Origin of the sequence: Flavobacterium sp. (assembly GCF_027484705.1) — a bacterium.
Classification (GTDB): Bacteria; Bacteroidota; Bacteroidia; order Flavobacteriales; family Flavobacteriaceae; genus Flavobacterium.
Window position 1 is genome coordinate 107,769 of sequence record NZ_JAIXSL010000007.1, and the last position, 21,129, is coordinate 128,897.

At 40.0% G+C, this 21,129-nt stretch carries 17 protein-coding genes; 8 read left to right on the forward strand and 9 right to left on the reverse strand.

Annotated features, from left to right (window positions below):
* Positions 1–13 precede the first annotated feature (13 nt).
* The 5 genes from gldM to topA form a co-directional block, all read right to left on the reverse strand.
* A complete protein-coding gene (gene gldM, locus Q0058_RS02565) occupies positions 14–1,564 on the reverse strand; it encodes a gliding motility protein GldM (RefSeq protein WP_298221171.1) in 1,551 nt (516 codons plus the stop codon).
* Between the two features lie 46 nt (positions 1,565–1,610).
* The gene (gene gldL / locus Q0058_RS02570) at positions 1,611–2,264 is read right to left on the reverse strand and encodes a gliding motility protein GldL (protein WP_298221172.1); all 654 of its coding nucleotides are present in this window, start codon (positions 2,262–2,264) and stop codon (positions 1,611–1,613) included.
* Positions 2,265–2,313: 49 nt separating this feature from the next.
* A complete protein-coding gene (gene gldK / locus Q0058_RS02575) occupies positions 2,314–3,732 on the reverse strand; it encodes a gliding motility lipoprotein GldK (protein WP_298221173.1) in 1,419 nt (472 codons plus the stop codon).
* 260 nt (positions 3,733–3,992) lie between these two features.
* A complete protein-coding gene (locus tag Q0058_RS02580) occupies positions 3,993–5,138 on the reverse strand; it encodes a formimidoylglutamase (protein WP_298221174.1) in 1,146 nt (381 codons plus the stop codon).
* Between the two features lie 3 nt (positions 5,139–5,141).
* Positions 5,142–7,646, reverse strand: coding sequence for a type I DNA topoisomerase (topA, locus tag Q0058_RS02585; RefSeq protein ID WP_298221175.1), 2,505 nt, complete (start codon positions 7,644–7,646; stop codon positions 5,142–5,144).
* 278 nt (positions 7,647–7,924) lie between these two features.
* Between topA and miaB the strand changes: the two genes are divergently transcribed.
* From miaB to Q0058_RS02625, 8 genes are all read left to right on the forward strand, one after another.
* Entirely contained in the window at positions 7,925–9,373 is a 1,449-nt protein-coding gene (gene miaB / locus Q0058_RS02590) for a tRNA (N6-isopentenyl adenosine(37)-C2)-methylthiotransferase MiaB (RefSeq protein WP_298221176.1), read from the forward strand.
* 73 nt (positions 9,374–9,446) lie between these two features.
* Complete coding sequence (locus Q0058_RS02595; RefSeq protein WP_298221177.1) at positions 9,447–10,703, forward strand: sigma 54-interacting transcriptional regulator; 1,257 nt, start codon at positions 9,447–9,449, stop codon at positions 10,701–10,703.
* Between the two features lie 46 nt (positions 10,704–10,749).
* On the forward strand, positions 10,750–11,253 hold the full coding sequence (locus Q0058_RS02600; RefSeq protein WP_298221178.1) for an LptE family protein: 504 nt from the start codon (positions 10,750–10,752) through the stop codon (positions 11,251–11,253).
* A gap of 66 nt (positions 11,254–11,319) precedes the next feature.
* Complete coding sequence (locus Q0058_RS02605) at positions 11,320–12,351, forward strand: tetratricopeptide repeat protein (protein ID WP_298221179.1); 1,032 nt, start codon at positions 11,320–11,322, stop codon at positions 12,349–12,351.
* Entirely contained in the window at positions 12,348–12,749 is a 402-nt protein-coding gene (secG, locus tag Q0058_RS02610) for a preprotein translocase subunit SecG (protein ID WP_298221180.1), read from the forward strand. Before Q0058_RS02605 ends, secG begins: the two co-directional genes overlap by 4 nt.
* A 141-nt stretch (positions 12,750–12,890) precedes the next feature.
* Positions 12,891–13,166, forward strand: a complete 276-nt coding sequence (locus Q0058_RS02615; protein ID WP_298221181.1) for a co-chaperone GroES — start codon at positions 12,891–12,893, stop codon at positions 13,164–13,166.
* Between the two features lie 33 nt (positions 13,167–13,199).
* Positions 13,200–14,831 (forward strand): chaperonin GroEL, encoded by a 1,632-nt coding sequence (gene groL, locus Q0058_RS02620; RefSeq protein ID WP_298221182.1) that lies wholly within the window; start codon positions 13,200–13,202, stop codon positions 14,829–14,831.
* Positions 14,832–14,920: 89 nt separating this feature from the next.
* Entirely contained in the window at positions 14,921–17,329 is a 2,409-nt protein-coding gene (locus tag Q0058_RS02625; protein ID WP_298221183.1) for a hypothetical protein, read from the forward strand.
* 40 nt (positions 17,330–17,369) lie between these two features.
* On the opposite strand, the gene Q0058_RS02630 is transcribed toward Q0058_RS02625, so the two are convergent.
* The 4 genes from Q0058_RS02630 to Q0058_RS02645 all read right to left on the reverse strand — a co-directional run bounded on the left by Q0058_RS02630 (position 17,370) and on the right by Q0058_RS02645 (position 21,038).
* Positions 17,370–18,059 carry a VTT domain-containing protein gene (locus Q0058_RS02630; RefSeq protein WP_298221184.1) on the reverse strand — a complete coding sequence of 230 codons (690 nt, stop codon included), beginning with the start codon at positions 18,057–18,059 and terminating at the stop codon, positions 17,370–17,372.
* A 120-nt stretch (positions 18,060–18,179) separates the two neighbouring features.
* On the reverse strand, positions 18,180–18,521 hold the full coding sequence (locus Q0058_RS02635) for a heavy-metal-associated domain-containing protein (protein WP_298221185.1): 342 nt from the start codon (positions 18,519–18,521) through the stop codon (positions 18,180–18,182).
* Positions 18,522–18,550: 29 nt separating this feature from the next.
* Positions 18,551–20,575 (reverse strand): TonB-dependent receptor plug domain-containing protein, encoded by a 2,025-nt coding sequence (locus Q0058_RS02640; protein WP_298221186.1) that lies wholly within the window; start codon positions 20,573–20,575, stop codon positions 18,551–18,553.
* A 58-nt stretch (positions 20,576–20,633) separates the two neighbouring features.
* Positions 20,634–21,038, reverse strand: a complete 405-nt coding sequence (locus Q0058_RS02645; RefSeq protein ID WP_298221187.1) for a hypothetical protein — start codon at positions 21,036–21,038, stop codon at positions 20,634–20,636.
* Between the last annotated feature and the right edge of the window lie 91 nt (positions 21,039–21,129).

Genomic DNA, 21,129 nt, shown 5'->3' on the forward strand with positions numbered 1-21,129 from the left:
CTAACTTAAATTATTATTGTATTTCAAAAATAACCGGAGCCGTTCTTGGCAACATATAGCTACCAGCACCAGACAATTTGGTTTTAATTTCAGAAATGGTTACTTGGTCACCTCTTCCTGCTTTCGCAATTACAGACAAACACTGAGCATTCATTTTATTTCCTTGAACAACTACTGTAGGTTGTCCGGCAACTTTCAGGTTAAATCCAACAACATCCAAACCAACTTCGAAATCGAAATCTACTAGCTTAGCACCAACAGTTGAAACTTGTAAGCTGGATTTTTGTCCTTTAACAACACCCATTTCACCTCTAATCGTTCCTGTTGGACCAGGAATACCTTTTATTCTGAATGTTTTCTTATCAGAAACTGGTTTACCATCAGGCAATTTAGCAGTAACATTGATGGTCAATTCAGTTCCTTGACCAGGTCTGATTTCATATTTTCCTGGTTTGCTACCTTTGGTCATACCTGGCGCGCTAGCAGTAACATTATTATCAGATACTCCTGCAAACGAAATCGTCATTGGGTTTACAACCCCTCTGTAGACAACGTTCATTTTGTCCGCTGAAATTGTAGCCGAATTTGGTCTTGGTACTACAACATAGTTTCCTTTGATCGGAAGGCTAATAACTTTGCCGTTTTCGTCAAAATTAAATGAACCTGTGATGTCGTGTTCTCCAACGGCACCCGCACCGAAAGAGAATTCCGCTTGGCCGGCTGTAGCTTTCACAGAAGAACCATTAACGATAACTGATTTTGCTACTAATGTTGGGTCAAATTTACCTAAGATGATTTTTCCTTTTACAGCTTCTCCTTGGAAGAAAGCGGTTTTTTCTGGAACTACAATTGGTTGATAAGCAGTAAGCGAAGCCGCTGCAACGAGGTCTGATTGGAACATTCCGGTCATTACATCACTTTCTGTTGCTTTGATATCTGCTTGAAGTTGACTCAACTTGGTTACAGAAGCAATCAATGGGAAGTGGTGGTAGTTGTAATCAAGCCATGGCAATTTAGCCCCTGCTTTTTCAGAATATACCGCTTCTGTTGCAAATCTTTTTTCGATTTTTTTCATTTCTGACTCAGCAATAGAGCTTCCTCCAATTGCTTTTATCTTACCTGCGTAACCTTGAATATATCCTAAAAACTTTTTAGCTTCAGGAGACTCTTTGTCACCAATATAAAACATATTGTCAATTTCGTCACTTTTATCCATTTGTTCGCATGGATAATTTCCTTCTTTGTCTTTAGGAAATTTCTTAGTAACTTTAGTTTTGATCTCTTCAAGATAATCATTAAATTCTTTAGAAATTGCTCTGATTTTCTCAACTTTAGCTTTTTTGTCTCCAAACTGACCTGGTTGATCCACGGCTTTTTGGGCTAACTGTTGAAAAGAAGATTCGTTTCTTGTGTCGGTGATTCCATTTGAATCAACGATTTTTGTATTTAAAATTCCAAATGCAGATAATACTTCTTTGGACATATTTAATGCTAACATCGCGATGAAAACCAAGTACATCAGGTTAATCATCTTCTGCCTAGGGGTTAATTTTCCTCCTGCCATTTTTTCTAATTAGTTTGTTTTGTGAATATTAAAAATGTAGTAGGTTTTAGTTTCCTCTATTGTTACTCATTGCAGAAAGCATACCTCCGTAAACATTGTTCAATGAAGACAAGTTAGACGTTAATGACTGCATTTGATCTTTTAATTTCAAGTTATTTTCAGCAACTTCGTTGTTGATTTGAGCATTTCTTGAAGCGCTGTCCAATTGGATTTTGTACAAGCTGTTCAAAGATTCCATTTGAGCGGCAGCTAAAGTCAATTCTTCGCTGTATTTTTTAGTAGCTGCGATACCATCTGCAGCCGGAGAAATTCCTTTAGCAGCTGATTCAAAGTTTTTGATACTATTTCCTAAGCTAGCCATTAATTCACCGTCGATTTTAGCTTCTTTCAACATTGCGTCAAGTTTTTGAGAAAGCATGCCTTGAGCTTCTTTTGGATCTTCTTTTTTAGTATCTTTCTTTCTTGCTTCACCTCCTGCTAATTCCGGATAAACCAAAGACCAATCCAGTTCGTCATCAACTGGTTCGAAAGCAGACAGACCGAAAATCAATGCCTCGGTAACAAGACCAATGGTTAACATCAAGTTACCAGTTATAAAGCCAAACTCGATGTGAGTAATTTTGAATAATGCTCCGATAATTACGATTGCCGCTCCCATACCGTAAGCGAAATTCATTGCTTTTTTGCTTAAAATTGCCATAATAAAAAAAAATTTAGTTAGTTAAGTTAATTATAATAGTTGGTTAATATTATCTTTTAGGTGCTTTTCCAGTAGTTACTGTACCCATATAATCCTGAACAGTTCTGAAACCGATGTAACTTCTGGCGGTATCCGCATATTCAAAATCACGTGTACTTACCTGAAGGAAATAAGCGACATCTTTCCAAGATCCTCCACGAACCACTTTACGCATATTCTTGTTGTCTGGAACGTTTGGATTCATCGTTGACACGTACTCATAAGCACCTGCATCATAAGAAGAATCAGTCCATTCAGCAACGTTACCCGCCATATTGTATAAGTTGTAACCGTTAGGCTCAAAAGATTTAGCTTCTACGGTATACAATGATTGATCCGCTGCGTAATCTCCACGATTAGGTTTGAAGTTGGCTAAGAAACAGCCTCTGTCATTCTTCGTGTAAGGACCACCCCAAGGGTAAGCTCCTGATTGCAATCCGCCTCTGGCGGAATATTCCCATTCTGCTTCGGTAGGCAATCTGAAGGAATTCGTCAAATCTCTCCCTTTTTTCTTGGATTTAATGTAGGTATTCTTCTTTAAAGTTCTCCAAGCACAAAATGCCTTAGCTTGTTTCCAGTTTACCCCAACAACAGGATATTCAGAATATGCTTGATGCCAAAGATAATCGTTGTGCATCGGCTCGTTGTAAGAGTATGCGAAATCTTTTATCCATACAGTTGTATCAGGATAAACTTTAGTTTGTTCCGTTTTAATGAAGTCTTTTCTTTTTCCAGTTTTTGCTTTAGCAGCAGCCTGAATATCCATCCATGAATAACGGAATTTCAATTTATTAACATCTATCGTTCTCAATCCGTTATAAGACTCAGCAACAGGCAAATACATTGTATCCATTACTTCAGTGTAATATTCATCCGGGTATTTAGAAGTATCTTTAATTAATTTTACTTTTCTGTTTAATTTTCTTCCCGCATAAGGATCATCATCAGTCCCTACACTATAATAATTTTCATACATATATTTATCATATGCAGTCATTTTTGCAGGATCAGCGTCATTAAATGCAAAATCTCCTATACTTCCGGAACTTTTTCCGGATTTACCGCCTTTAGCACCAGCACCAGCGGTACCTCCACCTCCAACTTCATCCGCCAAAATAGCCAAACGAACTCTGATAGTTGAATCTTTTACCCATTCGACAAACTCTCTGTATTCACTGTTAGTTATTTCTGTTTCATCCATATAAAAAGATCTAACAGTAACTGTTTTCGTAGGAGCATCTTGCACATTCGCCAAATCATCATCGGATTTACCCATGATAAATGAACCTCCAGGAACTAAAGTCATTCCATATGGTTTTTCAGGATGCCATTTTTTACCTTTAACTCCTACCAATTCACCTTTGTCGCTCGAGCCTCCGCAGCTGACCAACATAGCTAAAATTACTGAAAATGAAATGAATTTCTTCATATAAATTGGGGTTATGTATGTGTTTATATTTTAAGGGCGTAAACCTATTTATTATTTTTCAAAAAAGCAATTAATTGTTATTAAATTTTATTGCCCTTGACAGCATTCCATTAATTCACTTTCCAAAAGTAGAATTAAATATTAAATTAAAAAAATATTTTATCGATAAAAAGCGAAAAACATCGACAAAATACACTTTTTAATAATTTATCGTAAGAATAATTTTATGTATTCTTGAATTTCAACCTTGCCGATTTGCTTCAGACAATGTTTTTACGTTGTGCTTTCCACCACCTTTCCGGAAGCTGCTGATTGCAGGCTCCCAAATACTCTTCGTAAGAACATGGTAACAACGTAGATTTTTTTAATTTATTATTACTTGAAGAAATAAACGGGATTTCAATCCACCAACGGTCAGTTTTATTGCTTTTATAAAAGACCAGTTCTTCTTCATCAAAAGGAATAATATATTTCAGATAATTGTCTTTACTCCCAAATGGATACTCATTGGATCTGTAATGAAATCCTTCAATAAAATACCAGATAATCTGGGCGATTAACGAAGACTCCTGTTTCGAATCATGATGGTTAAAAATCCCGAATAGCGAAACCTTATCACTTAGTCCGGAATATCGCGCTAAAGCACAGATTTCTTTACCATTAAAACCATTAGGCGTAAAAATAGTGAAATTTCCTGAATCCGAAGACTTTACACAAGTTAAATCTAAACTGACAATATCAGCATCCCTAAAAACCGGTTCCGCAATTGAAATGTTATTGGAAACATCACCCAATCGGTAAGCGTCAAAAAACAATTTTTCAATCAAATCAATTTCTTCTTGCGAGTTATAGTAGGTTTGATATCCGACATTGCTGTAATTAAAGAGATTATTGGGTTCATCCAATACAATTTTTGTAAGATAAGACGATGCTGAAACCGGCTCGCTTTCTTTGCCGAAATCGAATTTGCTGTCGATGGTCACCAGATTTACCATTTGCTCCAGCTCATCATACGCACGGTATAACGGATAAGTCAAATCCTGCGAACCTCCCAAAACGATTGGGATGATTCTTCTTTTAATCAATGAAGCCACCACCATCTGTAATGCGAAATAGGTGTCGGTTTTTGTATTTCCCGCTAAAATATCGCCCAAATCTGCAATCGAAGTTTCCCAATTTCCGGGAAATAAGGAATACAATGCTTCCCTTGAATGCTTTAAATCAATCGAATTCTCGTTGAGGCCTCTGTTTTCATTGACGCCCAATATTGCAATGCGTATTTTACTCAGATCCGGGAAATCCTCACGCGTATGAAAAGTAACCTTACTGCCCAACTGCTGTGAAGCCAGTTCTTTAATAAAATGCTGCAGCTCCTCACCGATAGGTTCTAGAAAATTAAACTCCATTTTCTATTTCTTTTTTGTTGTTGTGGATTTCTTTGCCGTAGTTGTTTTGGCCGCAGTCTTCTTAGCTGGCGTTTTTTTCTCAATGAGTTCCTGCACTTGCGCCAATGTAAGTTTAGACGCATCAACGTCTTTGCTAAGTTCGATTTTGATTTTGCCTTTAGTAATCACTGATCTTCCCCAACGCGCTTTCTCCACTAAAATGCCTTCATCTTTCCAATGGTGAAGGATTTTATCGATTTCCTTTTGCAATTTATCTTCAATCAATTCCTCAACATCTTTCTGTGACAAATGATCAAAATTGTATTTTTTACTCACGTTGATAAACAGTCCGTTCCATTTGATGAAAGGCCCGAAACGACCGACACCTTTCTGAACATCTATGCTTTTATAAGTAGCAATCGGAGCATCCGCTTTGAGTTTCTCATTGATGAGTTCCTGAGCGCGATCCATTGATACATCAAGCGGATCTTCACCTTTGGGCAATGAAATAAAAGCACTTCCATGACGCACATAAGGGCCAAAACGACCATTATTTACTTCGACTTCTTCTCCTTTATAAGTTCCCAGTTGTTTTGGCAACAAGAACAAATTGAGCGCGTCTTCTAAAGTAATGTTGCCAATATTCTGATCTGACATCAGGCTCGCAAATTTCTTATCGTCATCTTCCGCTTCTCCAATCTGAGCCATCGGGCCGAATTTTCCTAAACGAACACTGACCTGACGTCCGGTTTTTGGATCTTTCCCTAAAATTCTTTCGCCACTTTCCCTTTCAGCATTGGCTTCCACTTCGGTAACATTCGGATGGAATTTATTATAGAATTCCTGCATCATCTGCTCCCAATTGACGTTACCTTCAGCAATTTCATCAAAATCCTGCTCGACTTTTGCGGTGAAATTATAATCCAATATCGTCCCGAAATTCTTCACCAAAAAGTCCGTCACAATCGTTCCAATATCGGTTGGCACTAACTTCCCTTTGTCTGATCCGGTATTTTCTTTCAACAATTGCTGGCCTACTTTTCCAGCTTTAAAAGTCAATTGTGTAAAGGTTCTCTCTTGCCCTTCCAAATTGCCTTTCTCCACATAATTTCTGTTGATGATCGTGGAAATTGTCGGCGCATAAGTCGAAGGTCGGCCAATACCAAGTTCTTCCAGTTTTTTAACCAACGCGGCTTCCGTGTAACGAGCTGCAGGCCTTGTATAACGCTCCGTTGCAGTGATATAATTATTATTCAACTTTTCGTTGACTTTCATCGCAGGCAACATGCCTTCTTGCTCTTCATCATCTTCGTCGTTGCCTTCGAGATATACTTTCAGAAAACCTTCAAAAAGCAATACTTCTCCTGATGCAGCAAACACTTCGCTGTGGTTGTTGGCTTCTATTTTAACGTTGGTGCGTTCCAATTCAGCATCGCTCATTTGGGAAGCCAAAGTCCGTTTCCAGATCAGATCATACAAACGCGCCTGATCTCTGTCGATATTGACGGTGTGTCGCGACATATCAGTAGGACGGATCGCTTCGTGAGCTTCCTGTGCACCTTTGCTTTTGGTAGTAAATGTTCTTGGTTTGGCGAATTGTTGCCCGTACGATTTGATGATTTCGGCTTGAGCAGCATCCATCGCATCTTTGGAAAGGTTGACACTGTCAGTTCTCATGTAAGTGATGAGTCCGGCTTCGTATAAACGCTGTGCCAACTGCATCGTAATTCCCACAGGCAGATACAATTTTCTTGCGGCTTCCTGTTGCAAGGTTGATGTGGTAAACGGCGCTGCCGGTGACTTTTTCGCCGGTTTGGTGTCGATATCTGAAACCTTATAATTCGAGCCTATATTTTTATTTAAAAAATCTTCGGCTTCTTTTTGTGTATTGAAATTTTTAGGCAATTTCGCTTTGAACGATTTCCCGGCTTCGTTCACAAATTCCGCCGTAACGGAATAGCTTGCGACCGCTTTAAAATCCTGAATTTCTCTTTCTCTTTCAACAATCAGACGCACCGCAACCGATTGTACGCGGCCTGCCGACAAACCTCCTTTGACTTTTCGCCACAAAACCGGCGACAATTCGTAACCTACTAATCGGTCAAGCACACGACGCGCCTGTTGGGCGTTGACTAAATTATAGTCAATCTCGCGTGGGTTATCGATGGCTTTTAGGATGGCCGTTTTGGTAATTTCGTGAAAAACAATTCTTTTGGTTTTGGCCTTATCGAGTTTTAATTCTTCGGCTAAGTGCCACGAAATGGCTTCTCCCTCGCGGTCCTCATCGGAAGCCAGCCATACCATTTCGGCATTTTTGGAAAGTGTTTTGAGTTTGCTGACCAACGCTTTCTTATCGGCGGAAACTTCGTATCTGGGTTTGAAACCATTGGCAACATCTACTCCGATTTCTTTTGACGGAAGATCTGCGATGTGGCCGTAACTCGACTCCACCTGATAATCACTTCCGAGAAATTTTTCGATGGTTTTTGCCTTTGCGGGCGACTCCACGATCACTAAATTCTTTGCCATAATGCTTTTCTTTTGTGTCGCAAAAGTATCTATTTTTTTTAAATATTGTTCTGTTCACCGAAATTTTGGGTTTTTCATCGATAAGTGGCTCTGGAATCGCTTGCCCATAGCCCCGATGGGAACGGCATCTTTTTGTGGCGGGGTTCGCCGCAAAAAATACAGTAGACAGCGGGAAAAAGCTCCTGAAAATTTTAATAAAATCTTGGCGCTGACAACTTGTCATCTTTTTTGGTTTTGTACTATATTTGCAAACTAAATCGCACGCTTTTAAACGGATTATGGAAAAGACCATTGAAGAAAACAAACAAGGGGAAAGCCTTGTGCTCGAACACAAACCTCAGAACACCAAAAAACTTTTTATAGAAAGTTACGGTTGCGCGATGAATTTTTCTGACAGCGAAATCGTGGCTTCGATTCTTTCCGAAAATGGCTTCAACACGACTCAAATTCTTGAAGAAGCTGATTTGGTTCTGGTCAACACTTGTTCGATCCGTGACAAAGCAGAACAAACCATCCGCAAACGTTTGGAAAAATACAACGCCGTCAAGCGCCAGGTGAATCCGAAAATGAAAGTCGGCGTTTTGGGTTGTATGGCCGAACGCCTCAAAGACAAATTCCTCGAAGAAGAAAAAATCGTAGATCTTGTCGTCGGTCCTGATGCCTACAAGGATTTACCCAATCTTTTGCAGGAAGTTGAAGAAGGCCGCGATGCGATCAACGTGATTCTGTCAAAAGAAGAAACTTATGGCGATATCGCTCCGGTGCGTTTGATGAGCAATGGTGTTTCGGCACTGGTTTCGATTACGCGCGGTTGCGACAATATGTGTACGTTTTGCGTGGTGCCTTTCACCCGCGGACGCGAACGCAGCCGGGAACCGCAAAGCATTATGAATGAAATTCAGGATTTGTGGGACAGCGGTTATAAGGAAATCACCCTTTTAGGGCAGAATGTCGATAGTTACTTATGGTATGGCGGCGGGCTCAAGAAAGATTTCGACAAGGCTTCCGACATGCAAAAAGCTACAGCCGTAGATTTTGATCAGTTGCTCGAAATGGTCGCCACTGGTTTTCCTAAGATGCGCATCCGTTTTTCGACTTCGAATCCGCAGGATATGCATTTGAGCGTACTACAGGTTATTGCGAAACACCATAATATTTGCAACCACATTCATTTGCCGGTGCAATCGGGAAGCAACCGCATTTTAAAGGAAATGAACCGTTTGCACACGCGCGAGGAATACATGACCTTGATCGACAACATCAAAAAAATTATTCCCGATTGTGGCATCACCCAAGACATGATTGCAGGTTTCCCAACCGAAACGGAAGAAGATCATCAAGATACTTTAAGTTTAATGGAGTATGTGAAATATGACTTCGGTTACATGTATGCCTATTCCGAAAGGCCCGGAACTTTAGCCGGAAGAAAAATGGAAGACGACGTCAGCGAACCAACCAAATTACGTCGCTTACAGGAAATTGTAGATTTGCAACGCAAGCACAGCGCAATCCGTACGGCTGAATTTGTGGGCAAAACAGTCGAAGTGCTCATCGAAAAGGAATCTAAAAAATCTGATCAGGATTGGGCGGGACGCAATTCGCAAAGCATTACTGTCGTTTTTCCTAAAGAACAATATAATATAGGTGAGTTTGTCAATGTACAAATCACAAGTTGCACCAGCGGAACCTTGATTGGGAAAGCCGTGGGTTATTCTGAAATGAATTAACAATGAATAATTGACAATTGATGAGTAGGGTTTCCATTATCAATTATCAATTATCAATTAATCAACTAATAATATGGAAAGCGTACAAGCCATAAAACAACGATTTGAAATCATCGGCAATGATCCGAAACTCAACCGTGCCATCGAAAAAGCGATCCAAGTCGCACCGACCGACATTACGGTTTTGGTTGCCGGGGAAAGCGGTGTCGGAAAAGAAAGTATTCCAAAAATTATCCATTCGTTATCGCACCGGAAACACGGAAAATATATTGCCGTCAACTGCGGGGCGATTCCTGAAGGCACGATTGACAGCGAACTTTTCGGCCATGAAAAAGGCTCGTTTACGGGCGCAACCAATACGCGTGAAGGTTATTTCGAAGTGGCTGATGGCGGAACGATTTTTCTCGATGAAGTCGGTGAATTGCCCTTAACCACGCAAGTACGTTTGCTTCGTGTGCTTGAAAACGGCGAATTCATCAAAGTAGGTTCGTCGCAAGTGCAAAAAACCAATGTACGTATCGTCGCGGCGACCAATGTCAATTTGTTTGATGCGATTGAAAAAGGAAAATTCCGTGAGGATTTGTATTATCGTTTGAGTACCGTCGATATTTATTTGCCGCCGTTGCGCGAACGTAAAGACGACATTCATTTGTTGTTCAGAAAGTTCGCATCCGATTTTGCGCACAAATATAAAATGCCGCCTTTAAGGCTCAACGAACAAGCTGTAGACGTTTTACAGAAATTCAGATGGAGCGGTAACATCCGCCAATTGCGTAACATGGCTGAACAGATTTCGGTTTTGGAAACCAACCGCGATATTTCGGGTACCACTTTGCAATCTTATTTACCTGCCGAAGGAAGTAATTTGCCTTTGGTCATCAAAGACAAAAAATCGGAGAGTGATTTCAGCACCGAAAGAGACATATTATATAAAGTGCTTTTTGACATGAAAAGCGATCTGAACGACCTCAAAAAACTCACGCTCGAACTCATGAAAAGCGGTTCTGGAAAAATGCAGGACATCAATCCGAACCTGATTCAGAAAATATACGGCGCGAATAACAATGAAAGTGAAATCGCCTTTGAAGAAACGCCAAGAACTTCCGTCATCCCATCGACCAACAATCCAACGGTTTTTGAAGAAAACGACGACCATTACCAATTTGCCGAAACCGTCGAAGAGGAAGAAGTCTTAAAATTAGAGCAAAAGGAAATCGAACTGATCAAAAAATCGCTAGAGAAAAACAAAGGCAAACGCAAAGCCGCCGCGGACGAATTGGGAATTTCGGAAAGAACTTTGTATCGAAAAATCAAACAGTTTGATTTGTAACTTCAATCACAACTAATTTGAATATCTTTGACTTTTTATTTTTAAAATGAGACACCTCAAATATCTTTTACTTTTCATCATCGCTTTCAGCATCAACGGTTGCTCGGTTTATAATTTCACAGGCACCGGAAAAATTGATGCCAAAACGTTTCAGGTGAACTATTTCCAAAACAACGCACCTTTGATTGAACCAGGAATTGAAAGGGTTTTTACTCAAAAATTGCAAAACCTGATTCAGAACCAAACCAATTTAAATCTTGTTAGCAACGGTGGCGATTTAATTTATGAAGGCGAAATCGTAGACTACAGAATCAGCCCCACTACCGCAACGGCTGACCAATTGGCGGCTGAAAGCAGGTTGACCATCACGGTGAATGTTCGTTTCTCCAATAAAAATAAAGAAGCCGATTCGTTTGAAAAAAAATTCAATTTCTTTTATAATTTCCCGGGCACGGAACAACTCGTAGGCTCAAGGCTTACGGCGGCTCTCGATGAAATTTTCGAAAGAATCACCCAGGACATATTTAATGAATCGCTTGCCAAATGGTAACCGAAAAATTTGTTTATTTGTGTCATCATTTTACCATTAAGACCTTACCTGGATTAAACGCATACCATGAACGTAACTGAATATACGCATCTGATCAACAAACCCGAGGCTGTCCATGAGAAGCAGACCGAGGCTTTGGAGAAAATCGTTCAGGAGTTTCCTTACTTTCAGAGTGCGCGCGCTTTATACCTTAAAGGACTTTACAACCAGAACAGTTTCAAATACAATTACGCGTTAAAAATTGCGGCGGCGCATACGACCGATCGCAGCATATTGTTTGATTTCATCACATCGGATAATTTCACCTCGGTTCAAAAAGAATTGTACGATCAGAAGACCGCTGAAATTCTGGACATTCAGGTCGAAGATGGCGAAGTACTTTCTAAAATTCCACAAGAAATACTTTCCGAAAACACGGAAGATGAGGCCGTTTCTGCTGAAGGTGTTAAATTAGAAATCAGAGAAAATACGGTTGAACAATCGCTCTTGAGTTCCATCAAAGAATCCGAACCGCCAACGGTAGAACTTGAAGTTCCGAAATTGACGATTGATGATTTTGTCGAAATTCCGAATGAAGTTGAAACGGAAACAACCATTGAAGAAACGATCGTTGAAGAAAATCTTGTTGAAGAAACACCAACGGTCGAAGATAAATTAGACTTGGGAAAACCTTTGGCCTTTTCGTTGACCGAGCGGCATTCATTCCAGGAATGGTTGCAGCTTTCGAAACTCAAACCTATTGAAAGAGAAACACCACAAGAGCAGCCTGTCATTTCGGAACCGGAACCTACTTCAGAAGTCAATTTCGAGAAGCAAAAAAAAAACGTCCTGATTGATAAATTCATCGAGGCCAATCCGAAAATCCCGCCTGTAAAAAAAGATTCTGAGATTCCCGCTATATTTTATGAGCCCAGCAATGCCGACAATTCATCACTGATGACCGAAACTTTGGCGCGGGTTTATCTCGAACAGAAAAAATATCAGAAAGCAATTCAGGCTTATGAAATATTAATTTTGAAATATCCGGAAAAAAGTAGTTTCTTTGCAGACCGAATTTTGGATATTAAACATTTACAACAAAATAATAAACAACAATGAGCACATTTTCAATTTTTTTAGTTTTAATCACAATAGTTTGTTTTCTATTGATTATCGTAATTATGGTACAAAACCCTAAAGGTGGCGGCTTGTCTTCTTCTTTGGGTGGATCACAAATGATTGGTGGTGTACAGAAAACAACAGATTTCCTTGACAAAAGTACTTGGACTTTGGCTACGATTTTAATCGTATTGATCATGTTGTCAAGTTTAAGTTTCACAGGTTCCTTGAGCGATAATGAATCTAAAATCATCGACCAAACAGAAACCGCTGCTCCTAAAACGGCTGCTCCGGCACCAGCTACGCCAGCTGCGACTACTGAAACAGCTCCAAAAACTGAAACAACCGCTCCGGCTACACCGGCAGAAACTCCGGCTACTGAGCCAGCGAAAAAATAATCTTATTTTCATAAGAACCAAATGCCAGCCTGACAATGCTGGCATTTTTTTTAAGCAAAATTGTCAGTTTTAACCTTACGGCACAATTTCTGACGACCGCGGAACCATCAAAATTATAACCACGAAAAAATATATTAGATTATGGCATTACAAATTAAACCGCTTTCAGACCGCGTTCTCATAGAACCAGTAGCTGCTGAAACCCAAACCGCCTCGGGAATTTTTATCCCTGACACGGCCAAAGAAAAACCACAAAAAGGGACCGTTGTTGCCGTTGGAAATGGCACAAAAGACCATGCGATGACTGTAAAAGTTGGCGACACGGTGCTTTACGGAAAATACGCAGGAACCGAATTAAAACTTGAAGGAAAAGATTATTTAATAATGCGCGAAGACGACATTCTTGCAATCATCTAATTCAAATAACCAGATTAAAACAAATAACTCAAAATGGCAAAAGACATAAAATTTGATATTGAAGCACGCGACGGATTAAAACGTGGCGTTGATGCATTAGCAAATGCAGTAAAAGTAACTTTAGGGCCAAAAGGCCGCAACGTAATCATCGGGAAATCTTTCGGAGGACCGAACGTCACCAAAGACGGTGTTACCGTAGCCAAAGAAATCGAACTGCAGGATCCGCTCGAAAATATGGGCGCTCAGATGGTTAAAGAAGTAGCTTCTAAAACCAATGATTTAGCCGGAGATGGAACCACAACAGCAACTGTTTTAGCACAAGCCATCGTCAAAGAAGGTTTGAAAAACGTAGCCGCGGGAGCCAACCCAATGGATTTGAAACGCGGTATCGACAAAGCGGTTGAAGCTATCGTAGCAGACCTTGCCAAACAAGCCAAAGTAGTCGGAAGCGATTCAGAAAAAATCAAACAGATTGCAGCAATCTCTGCAAACAATGACGAAGTAATCGGTGAATTAATCGCTAATGCTTTCGCCAAAGTTGGTAAAGAAGGCGTCATTACTGTCGAAGAAGCCAAAGGAACTGAAACTTATGTGGACGTTGTAGAGGGAATGCAATTCGACCGCGGTTATCTATCTCCATATTTCGTGACCAATCCTGAAAAAATGGAAGCGGAATTGGACAATCCATACATTTTATTATACGACAAAAAAGTGTCTTCCCTAAAAGAACTGCTTCCGGTTTTAGAACCAGTAGCACAATCTGGAAAACCTTTATTGATCATTGCTGAAGATGTCGATGGTGAAGCCTTATCGACTTTAGTAGTCAACAAATTGCGAGGCGCTTTAAAAATTGCTGCTGTGAAAGCGCCAGGTTTTGGCGACAGAAGAAAAGCAATGCTCGAAGATATCGCCATCTTAACTGGCGGAACTGTCATCTCTGAAGAAAGAGGTTATACACTGGAAAACACAACCATCGATATGTTGGGAACTGCCAAAAGAGTTACCATTGATAAAGACAATACGACTGTTGTTAGTGGTGCCGGTGAAGCCGATATGATCAAAAATCGTGTGAACCAGATCAAAGGGCAAATGGAAGCTACCACTTCTGATTACGACAAAGAAAAACTGCAAGAACGTTTAGCAAAATTAGCAGGCGGTGTCGCAGTACTTTATGTAGGAGCCGCTTCTGAAGTCGAAATGAAAGAGAAAAAAGACCGAGTGGATGATGCCTTACACGCAACCCGCGCAGCCGTTGAAGAAGGAATCGTAGCCGGTGGCGGTGTAGCTTTACTACGTGCCAAAAGCGTATTGAAAGACGTGAAAGCCGATAATGCTGATGAAGCTACAGGAATTCAGATTGTTTCGCGTGCCGTTGAATCTCCATTGAGAACGATTGTTGAAAACGCAGGCCTTGAAGGTTCTGTAGTAGTCGCGAAAGTTTCTGAAGGCAAAGGCGATTTCGGTTACAATGCCAAAACCGACGAATATGTAGACATGCTCAAAGCCGGAATCATCGATCCTAAAAAAGTGACGCGTGTCGCCCTAGAGAACGCTGCTTCGGTGGCTGGAATGATCTTAACTACCGAATGTGCTTTGGTTGATATCAAAGAAGAAAATGCCGGAGGCGGGATGCCAATGGGCGGCGGAATGCCGGGAATGATGTAAGATCATTTGACAAACAATGTATTAAAAACCGTCGGGATTATTTTCGACGGTTTTTTTATATATTCGTGTCCACAACAATCCATTTTAGTATGCCAAACAAATTCGTATGCTTCGTTGCGCTATGGCTAACGCTCGCCGCAAATGCACAATCGGGATTAACCCCCAATCAGGAGAAAATCTCCAATACTTTGACAGAATACTTCGCGATGGATCGTGAGAACATTCACCTTCATTTAAACAAAAACACCTTTCTTACCAATGAACAGATTTGGTTCAAAGGCTATATCATCGATAAAAAAAATAAAACGCCATTCACGAAAACTTCAAATGTATATACTGTTTTGTATGATGACGGCAATCAAAAAATCTCAAACCAGCTTTATTATGCCGAAAACGGTATGTTTGAAGGATTAATTAAATTAGATCCGAAACTTAAAACCGGAAAATACTTTCTGCAGGTTTTTACAAACTACATGAATAATTTTTATGAAGATGAATCTTCGGTATATGAAATTACCATCATCAATCCCGCGGATGCCAGCTACCAGAACAATCAGAAAATCGATTATGACAGTATTAAAATCGAGTTCTTCCCTGAAGGCGGAATTTTTCTCGAAGGAATTTCAAACAGTATAGGCATCAAAATTTCAGACTGCAGAGGCAATGGAATCGCTGTAGACAATGGCGAAATCACCGACGGGAGCGGAAATTTTGTAACCACCTTTTCAACCAATCAATTGGGTTACGGTAAATTTGAAATCAATGATACTGGAATGCAATCCTACAAAGCGGCAATCGAAATCATGAAAAAGAAAGTCGAAAAAGCATTGCCGCTTCCTTCATCGAAAGGCATTGCGTTAGCTTGTGTGAATTACATTACTCCAGAAAAAACAATAGTCAAGTTAAAGACCAATCAATCCACATTAAAAGAAATAAAGAATTTGAATTATTCCTTGGTAATACAGCAGGACCAGGCTGTTTCTTTTGTTGATTTTACCTTTGACGGTGAAAAAACAGAGCAAATGTTTTTTATTTCGAACAGTCAAATTTCAGCAGGCATCAATACCATTCATCTCATTGATTCCGAACAGCATGAAATTAGCGAACGGGTGATCTACAATCCTTTTACCCAATCAAACAATGTTGCTTTGAGTATAGGCCAGCAGAGTACTGAATCTATTCTTATCAATGGTTCTATACCGTTACATTCAGCAAACATCAGCATATCGGTTTTACCAGTCGGGACTATTGCCGAAAATGAAAGAAAATCAGTTAATGAAACGTTGCAATTGGATAATTATCTATTCAATACAGAAAAAAACAGAAGCTATTATTTTACCGAATTTTCGAGAAAGAAGCATTATGAACTCGATGCTTATTTACTCACGCAAAAATCGAAATACAACTGGAAGCAACTACTCGGAAATCCGCCTGAGAAAAAGTTTGATTTCGATATGGGGTTGACCATTAAGGGTACGATCAATACGGAAGTTACCAATCATGAAGATTATAGCATACACCTGAATTGTCTTTGGCTTGGACTGCGGGAGTTTACCCCTTTGAATGCTAAAAGGGAATTTACTTTTGAAAATGTAATCGTTTTAGATTCCACAAAGCTCTATTTTGAAGTTTTAGATAAAAAAGGAAAAAAATTGCAGACAAAAATTTACAGTCAGTTACTCGGCAACAATCAGCGATTTATGAAGCCATTCAGCCATCCTGAACATTGCATTGCTAAAACCAGAAAAGATGATGACGCGGAAAATATTCCTTTACCAAAATTCGAAAACGCAATCGAATTGGATAGCATAACGATCATGGCAAAGAAAAACAAGTTGTTGCATGAGGATAAAAGCGGAACCGGCAGAGGATTCAAAATATCCGATAAAGATGCCACAAGGTATAGGGACTTGCTTCATTTCATAGGGACTAATGGTTTTACGGTAAGTAATGTAGGCGGAAATGTATCTATAGATGGCTATGGACGAAATAGTGGCGGCGTATTTTCCGGCCGCAGAAATATTCGTAGCGGTTATGCCAATGCAACCAGATTTGGTGGACCTGTAGTTTTTATAGATGGAAACTACGTTCAGGATTATGATATTTTACGCGATTATAGTCTAACTACCGTCGATGAGATATACATCAATCGGAACAGCAGCGATCTATCTGTTTATGGTTCTCGTGGCATTATAAGAGTATATTCTAAGAAGAACATGACGGGCGGCGCTTTTAAAACAGCCTCTCAAGGCATGGTCTCAACGAATGGATTCCAAAACTTTATAAAATACAAAAACCCGAAATATGCCAGTGTCTATGACGCAGGTTTTCAGAATTTCGGCACCATCGATTGGAAGCCGAATGTTCAGACCGATGAAAATGGAAGTTTCCATTTTTCCATACCCAACTTATACCAAAAAGCTGTGAAAGTTATCATCGAAGGAATTTCCAATGACGGTCAATTAATTTCAGTAACAAAGATTCTCAAAATTGAATAAACAAAAAATCCGAAGCGACTAACTTCGGATTTTTTTATGTTTAGTGGTTATCAGATGGTTTTGCCGTTCTTTTCTTGAGTAGTTTCATCAAAACCGGAAAGGTTGAGACTAATATAATCCCGATGACAATCCATTCGATATGATGTTTTAAATCGATGCCGTATTTGAGGAACATTCCGTAAAGGTAATGTCCTGAAAAAATCAGTACGAATGACCATAAAAAGGAACTGAGAATATTAAAAAACATAAATTTCTTCTTATCCATCGAGACAATTCCTGCGACAATCGGAGCAAAAGTTCTGAAAATCGGTAAGAATCTTGCGAAGATGATGGCCTTGCCGCCGTATTTTTCAAAGAAATCTTTTGATTGCAACAAATATTTTTTCTTAAACCAAAACGTATCTTCCTTCTTAAACAAATAGTAACCACTTTTCGCGCCAAACCAATAACCCATCATATTACCAAAAACACCGGACGTTGCTACTAATATCGACAAGAGCGTCACATTGACAAAATCACTCGGAATGGCCAAAACATTCTGAACCAAATCGCGGCTGTAAATTCCCGCCAAAAAAAGCAAGCTGTCACCCGGAAGGAAAAACCCAGCAAATAGACCGGTTTCGGCAAAAACAATAAACAAGACAATATACAAACCGAGTTGAACGCCTGCGATTTCGAAAGTGATGTAGAATTCAGGATTTAATAATTGGGTCCACTCAAAATGGTTCATATAGGCTTTATTATTTAAGTTTGCTATGCCAGTTTTACCGGCATTGGTCTCGGCCGTGAAAGTAAGAATAATTTAACTTAACCGCAATTTATCGTTGCACTTTAAAGTATTCTTAACGGTTTAAGGTTTTCTTTCGTACAAACAACAGCTGTGCAATTTCTGATAAACATCATCGGTTGCTTTGACTTCATCAGTATCGTGACCAACTTTGGCAATCGCTTTTTTGACATCGAGAATCGAGGTTTTTTCCTCGTTGAGAATTAGGCTCAGTTGGTGCGTCTCGACATCCCAGCTTGCAGATTTTACGCCCGAAACGCTGTAAGCCGCTTTTTCAATACGCTTTTTGCACTGTTCGCAATTGCCATTGACTTCAATCGCATATTTGGCGTTTTTATTTTTTTGTTGCGCCTGTGCTGATAATCCTACGAAAACCAAACACATTATCATTACTATATTTTTCATTTCTTTTGAATTTAATTTATAAAACTTAGTTACTTTATCTTAAACCGCAATCCCGCATAATACATCTGTCCGAAAACCGGCGCGTACACAATCGAAGTGTCGAAGTTGGGGCCGAAAGGATTGTCACTTCCCAGAATCGCTTTATCCTGACGATAGTTTCCGATATTTTCTCCTCCGACATACATTTCAAAGGTAGATGAAAAAGTGCGTGTAACCTGCATATTCATCACCGCAAAAGCATTTGAAAACTCGGACATCTGATCCGCTGAAGGATTGGTTGCAGTATTGGGAAGCGCTTGTTTGCCGAGCCAGTTGAAGGTATAATCGAATTTCCATTGCTTGCCTTTGGCTGCGATATGCGTTTCAAATTCAAGATTGGCAAAAAAACGATGCTTCGCTTGCAAAGGTCTTTGATAACTTCCCGACAAATAATCGGTTTGGATGTCGTAATATTTGTAAGCGGTTCTTAAGTTCAAATGCTTAATCAATTCCACATTGAAATCGACCTGAAGGCTGTTCGCAAAAGACTTGCCTTTCAAATTATAAAACAGTAACTGTTGTGGTCCGGCATACAAATCGACCACCACCTGATTTTGAAAATCGGTGCGGTAAAAATCAATTCCGATGTCGGCACTTTTCCCGAACAACCTGAATTGCTGGCTGAAACTCATGCCGTAATTCCAGGCGATTTCGGGATCAAGTCCGTAGATTTTACCCGAACTATCCAACACCGAAAACACCCTCGAACTGGCAAAAAGATTCTGGTTCTCTGCAAAAATATTAGCGGCTCGTTTGCCTCTTCCGGCAGAAAATCGCAACACGCCTTTTTCCCACGGATGGTATTTTACAAAAAGTCTCGGTGTGGCGAATGCGCCCAAACGGTTATGGTAATCTAATCTTCCGCCTAAAACCACGCTGAAGTTATCGGCGTTATCATAAGTATATTCAAAAAAAGCACCTGCAGAATTATCGATGCGGCTGACATCAGAAAGCGATACAAATTCAGCATAAGAATCATAAGTAAAATTAATTCCTGTGGCGAATTTGTTCATGGTATTGCTGATAATCGAATTGAAAATCAGGTTCGAATAATAGCTCTGCTGTTTGATATCATACTGCCGCAAACCAAAGTATGAATGCTGGTTGTGGTTGCTGTAAGCGTTTTGGAAACCGATGCTTTGAAACGGCATATCTTTAAAGACATAACCGACTTTCGAAGTAAAATCAAAACGTTCGGTATTGATTTCCGAGCCCCAATATTGCGTCGAACCTTTGTGTTTGGTGCGGTCGTAATCGAGTTCGCCGGTTAGTTTTTTGTCGTTCATATACTTGAAATTGAAAAACGTAATCCAGCCGGTTTCCGCACAGGCATACTGCCAACGGTTGATGATGTTGATCTGTTGCCCTAACGGATTGTCCAGAAAACCATCTTTATTCATATCATTTTTGGCTACACGCGTATTGCCATGAACATACAAACTCGTCGCCCAGTCGTCGGAAACTTTTTTGTTGAAATGCGTGTTGAGTTCGAACCGCGAATCCGTCGAGCCATAAGCATTCACAAAAAACGGGATGTCTTTGAGTGGTTTGATAAGTTCAGTATTGATCTGACCTGAAATGCTTTCATAACCATTGACCACCGAACCCGCGCCTTTGGTCACCTGAATGCTTTCGACCCAGGTTCCGGGTGTAAACGACAATCCGTAAGCCTGTGATGCGCCTCTAACCGAAGGAATATTTTCCTCGGTGATCATCAGATACGGACTAGTTAAACCTAGCATTTTGATTTGTTTGGTTCCGGTGAGCGCATCGGCAAAATTGACATCGATCGATGGATTGGTTTCGAAACTTTCTGCCAGATTGCAGCACGCGGCTTTAAGCAATTCTTTGCCCGACATCACAGTGGTATTTGAAGTCAAATTGGATGACTTCTTAAGGCTTTTGCGGCTGGCTTCTACTTTGACGGTTTTCAAAGTATCCTGTTTTATGACTTCCTGAGCAGAAACTCGCAAAACAGAAAAGCACAACACCAAAAGCATGGTTGTTTTTTTCATAAGGAAAATTTAATGTTTGTAAATAACGAAATCACCGAAGTGATGCTTATTAAAAACATTAAACCTGGTCGTAGAAAACATATTGGGAATACAACTTAAACAACGGTGGCGCATGCGAATCGCAATAATAAGCCGCTACCGTATTTTTTTGTGAAAGAATGACATTTGTTGCAAAAACGAAAATCCAGGAATTCGGGAAAACCATGTCCTGCCATTCGAATGAGAATGATTTCACGATGGCCTGATCCGATTTCTTCTGAATCAGAACTACTTTGTCTTTGCAGCAATGCGATGGTTTCTCGACAACGCCGCAGCAATCTTCTTCGATATTGGACGGTGATGAAGTATTGAATGAAACCGAAGCAATCTGATCGTCACAATAATGCACATTCAAAGCAAACCCGACGTTGGAAACCAACACGAAGAAAGCGAGGAATAGGCAGAGTTGTTTTTTGAATTGCATGGAACAAAAGTATCGAAAATTTATGACGGTTGTCTTAAAATGATGTTATAAAAAACGCTTCCGGGTTTGAGGACGGAAGCGTTGGTGTTTT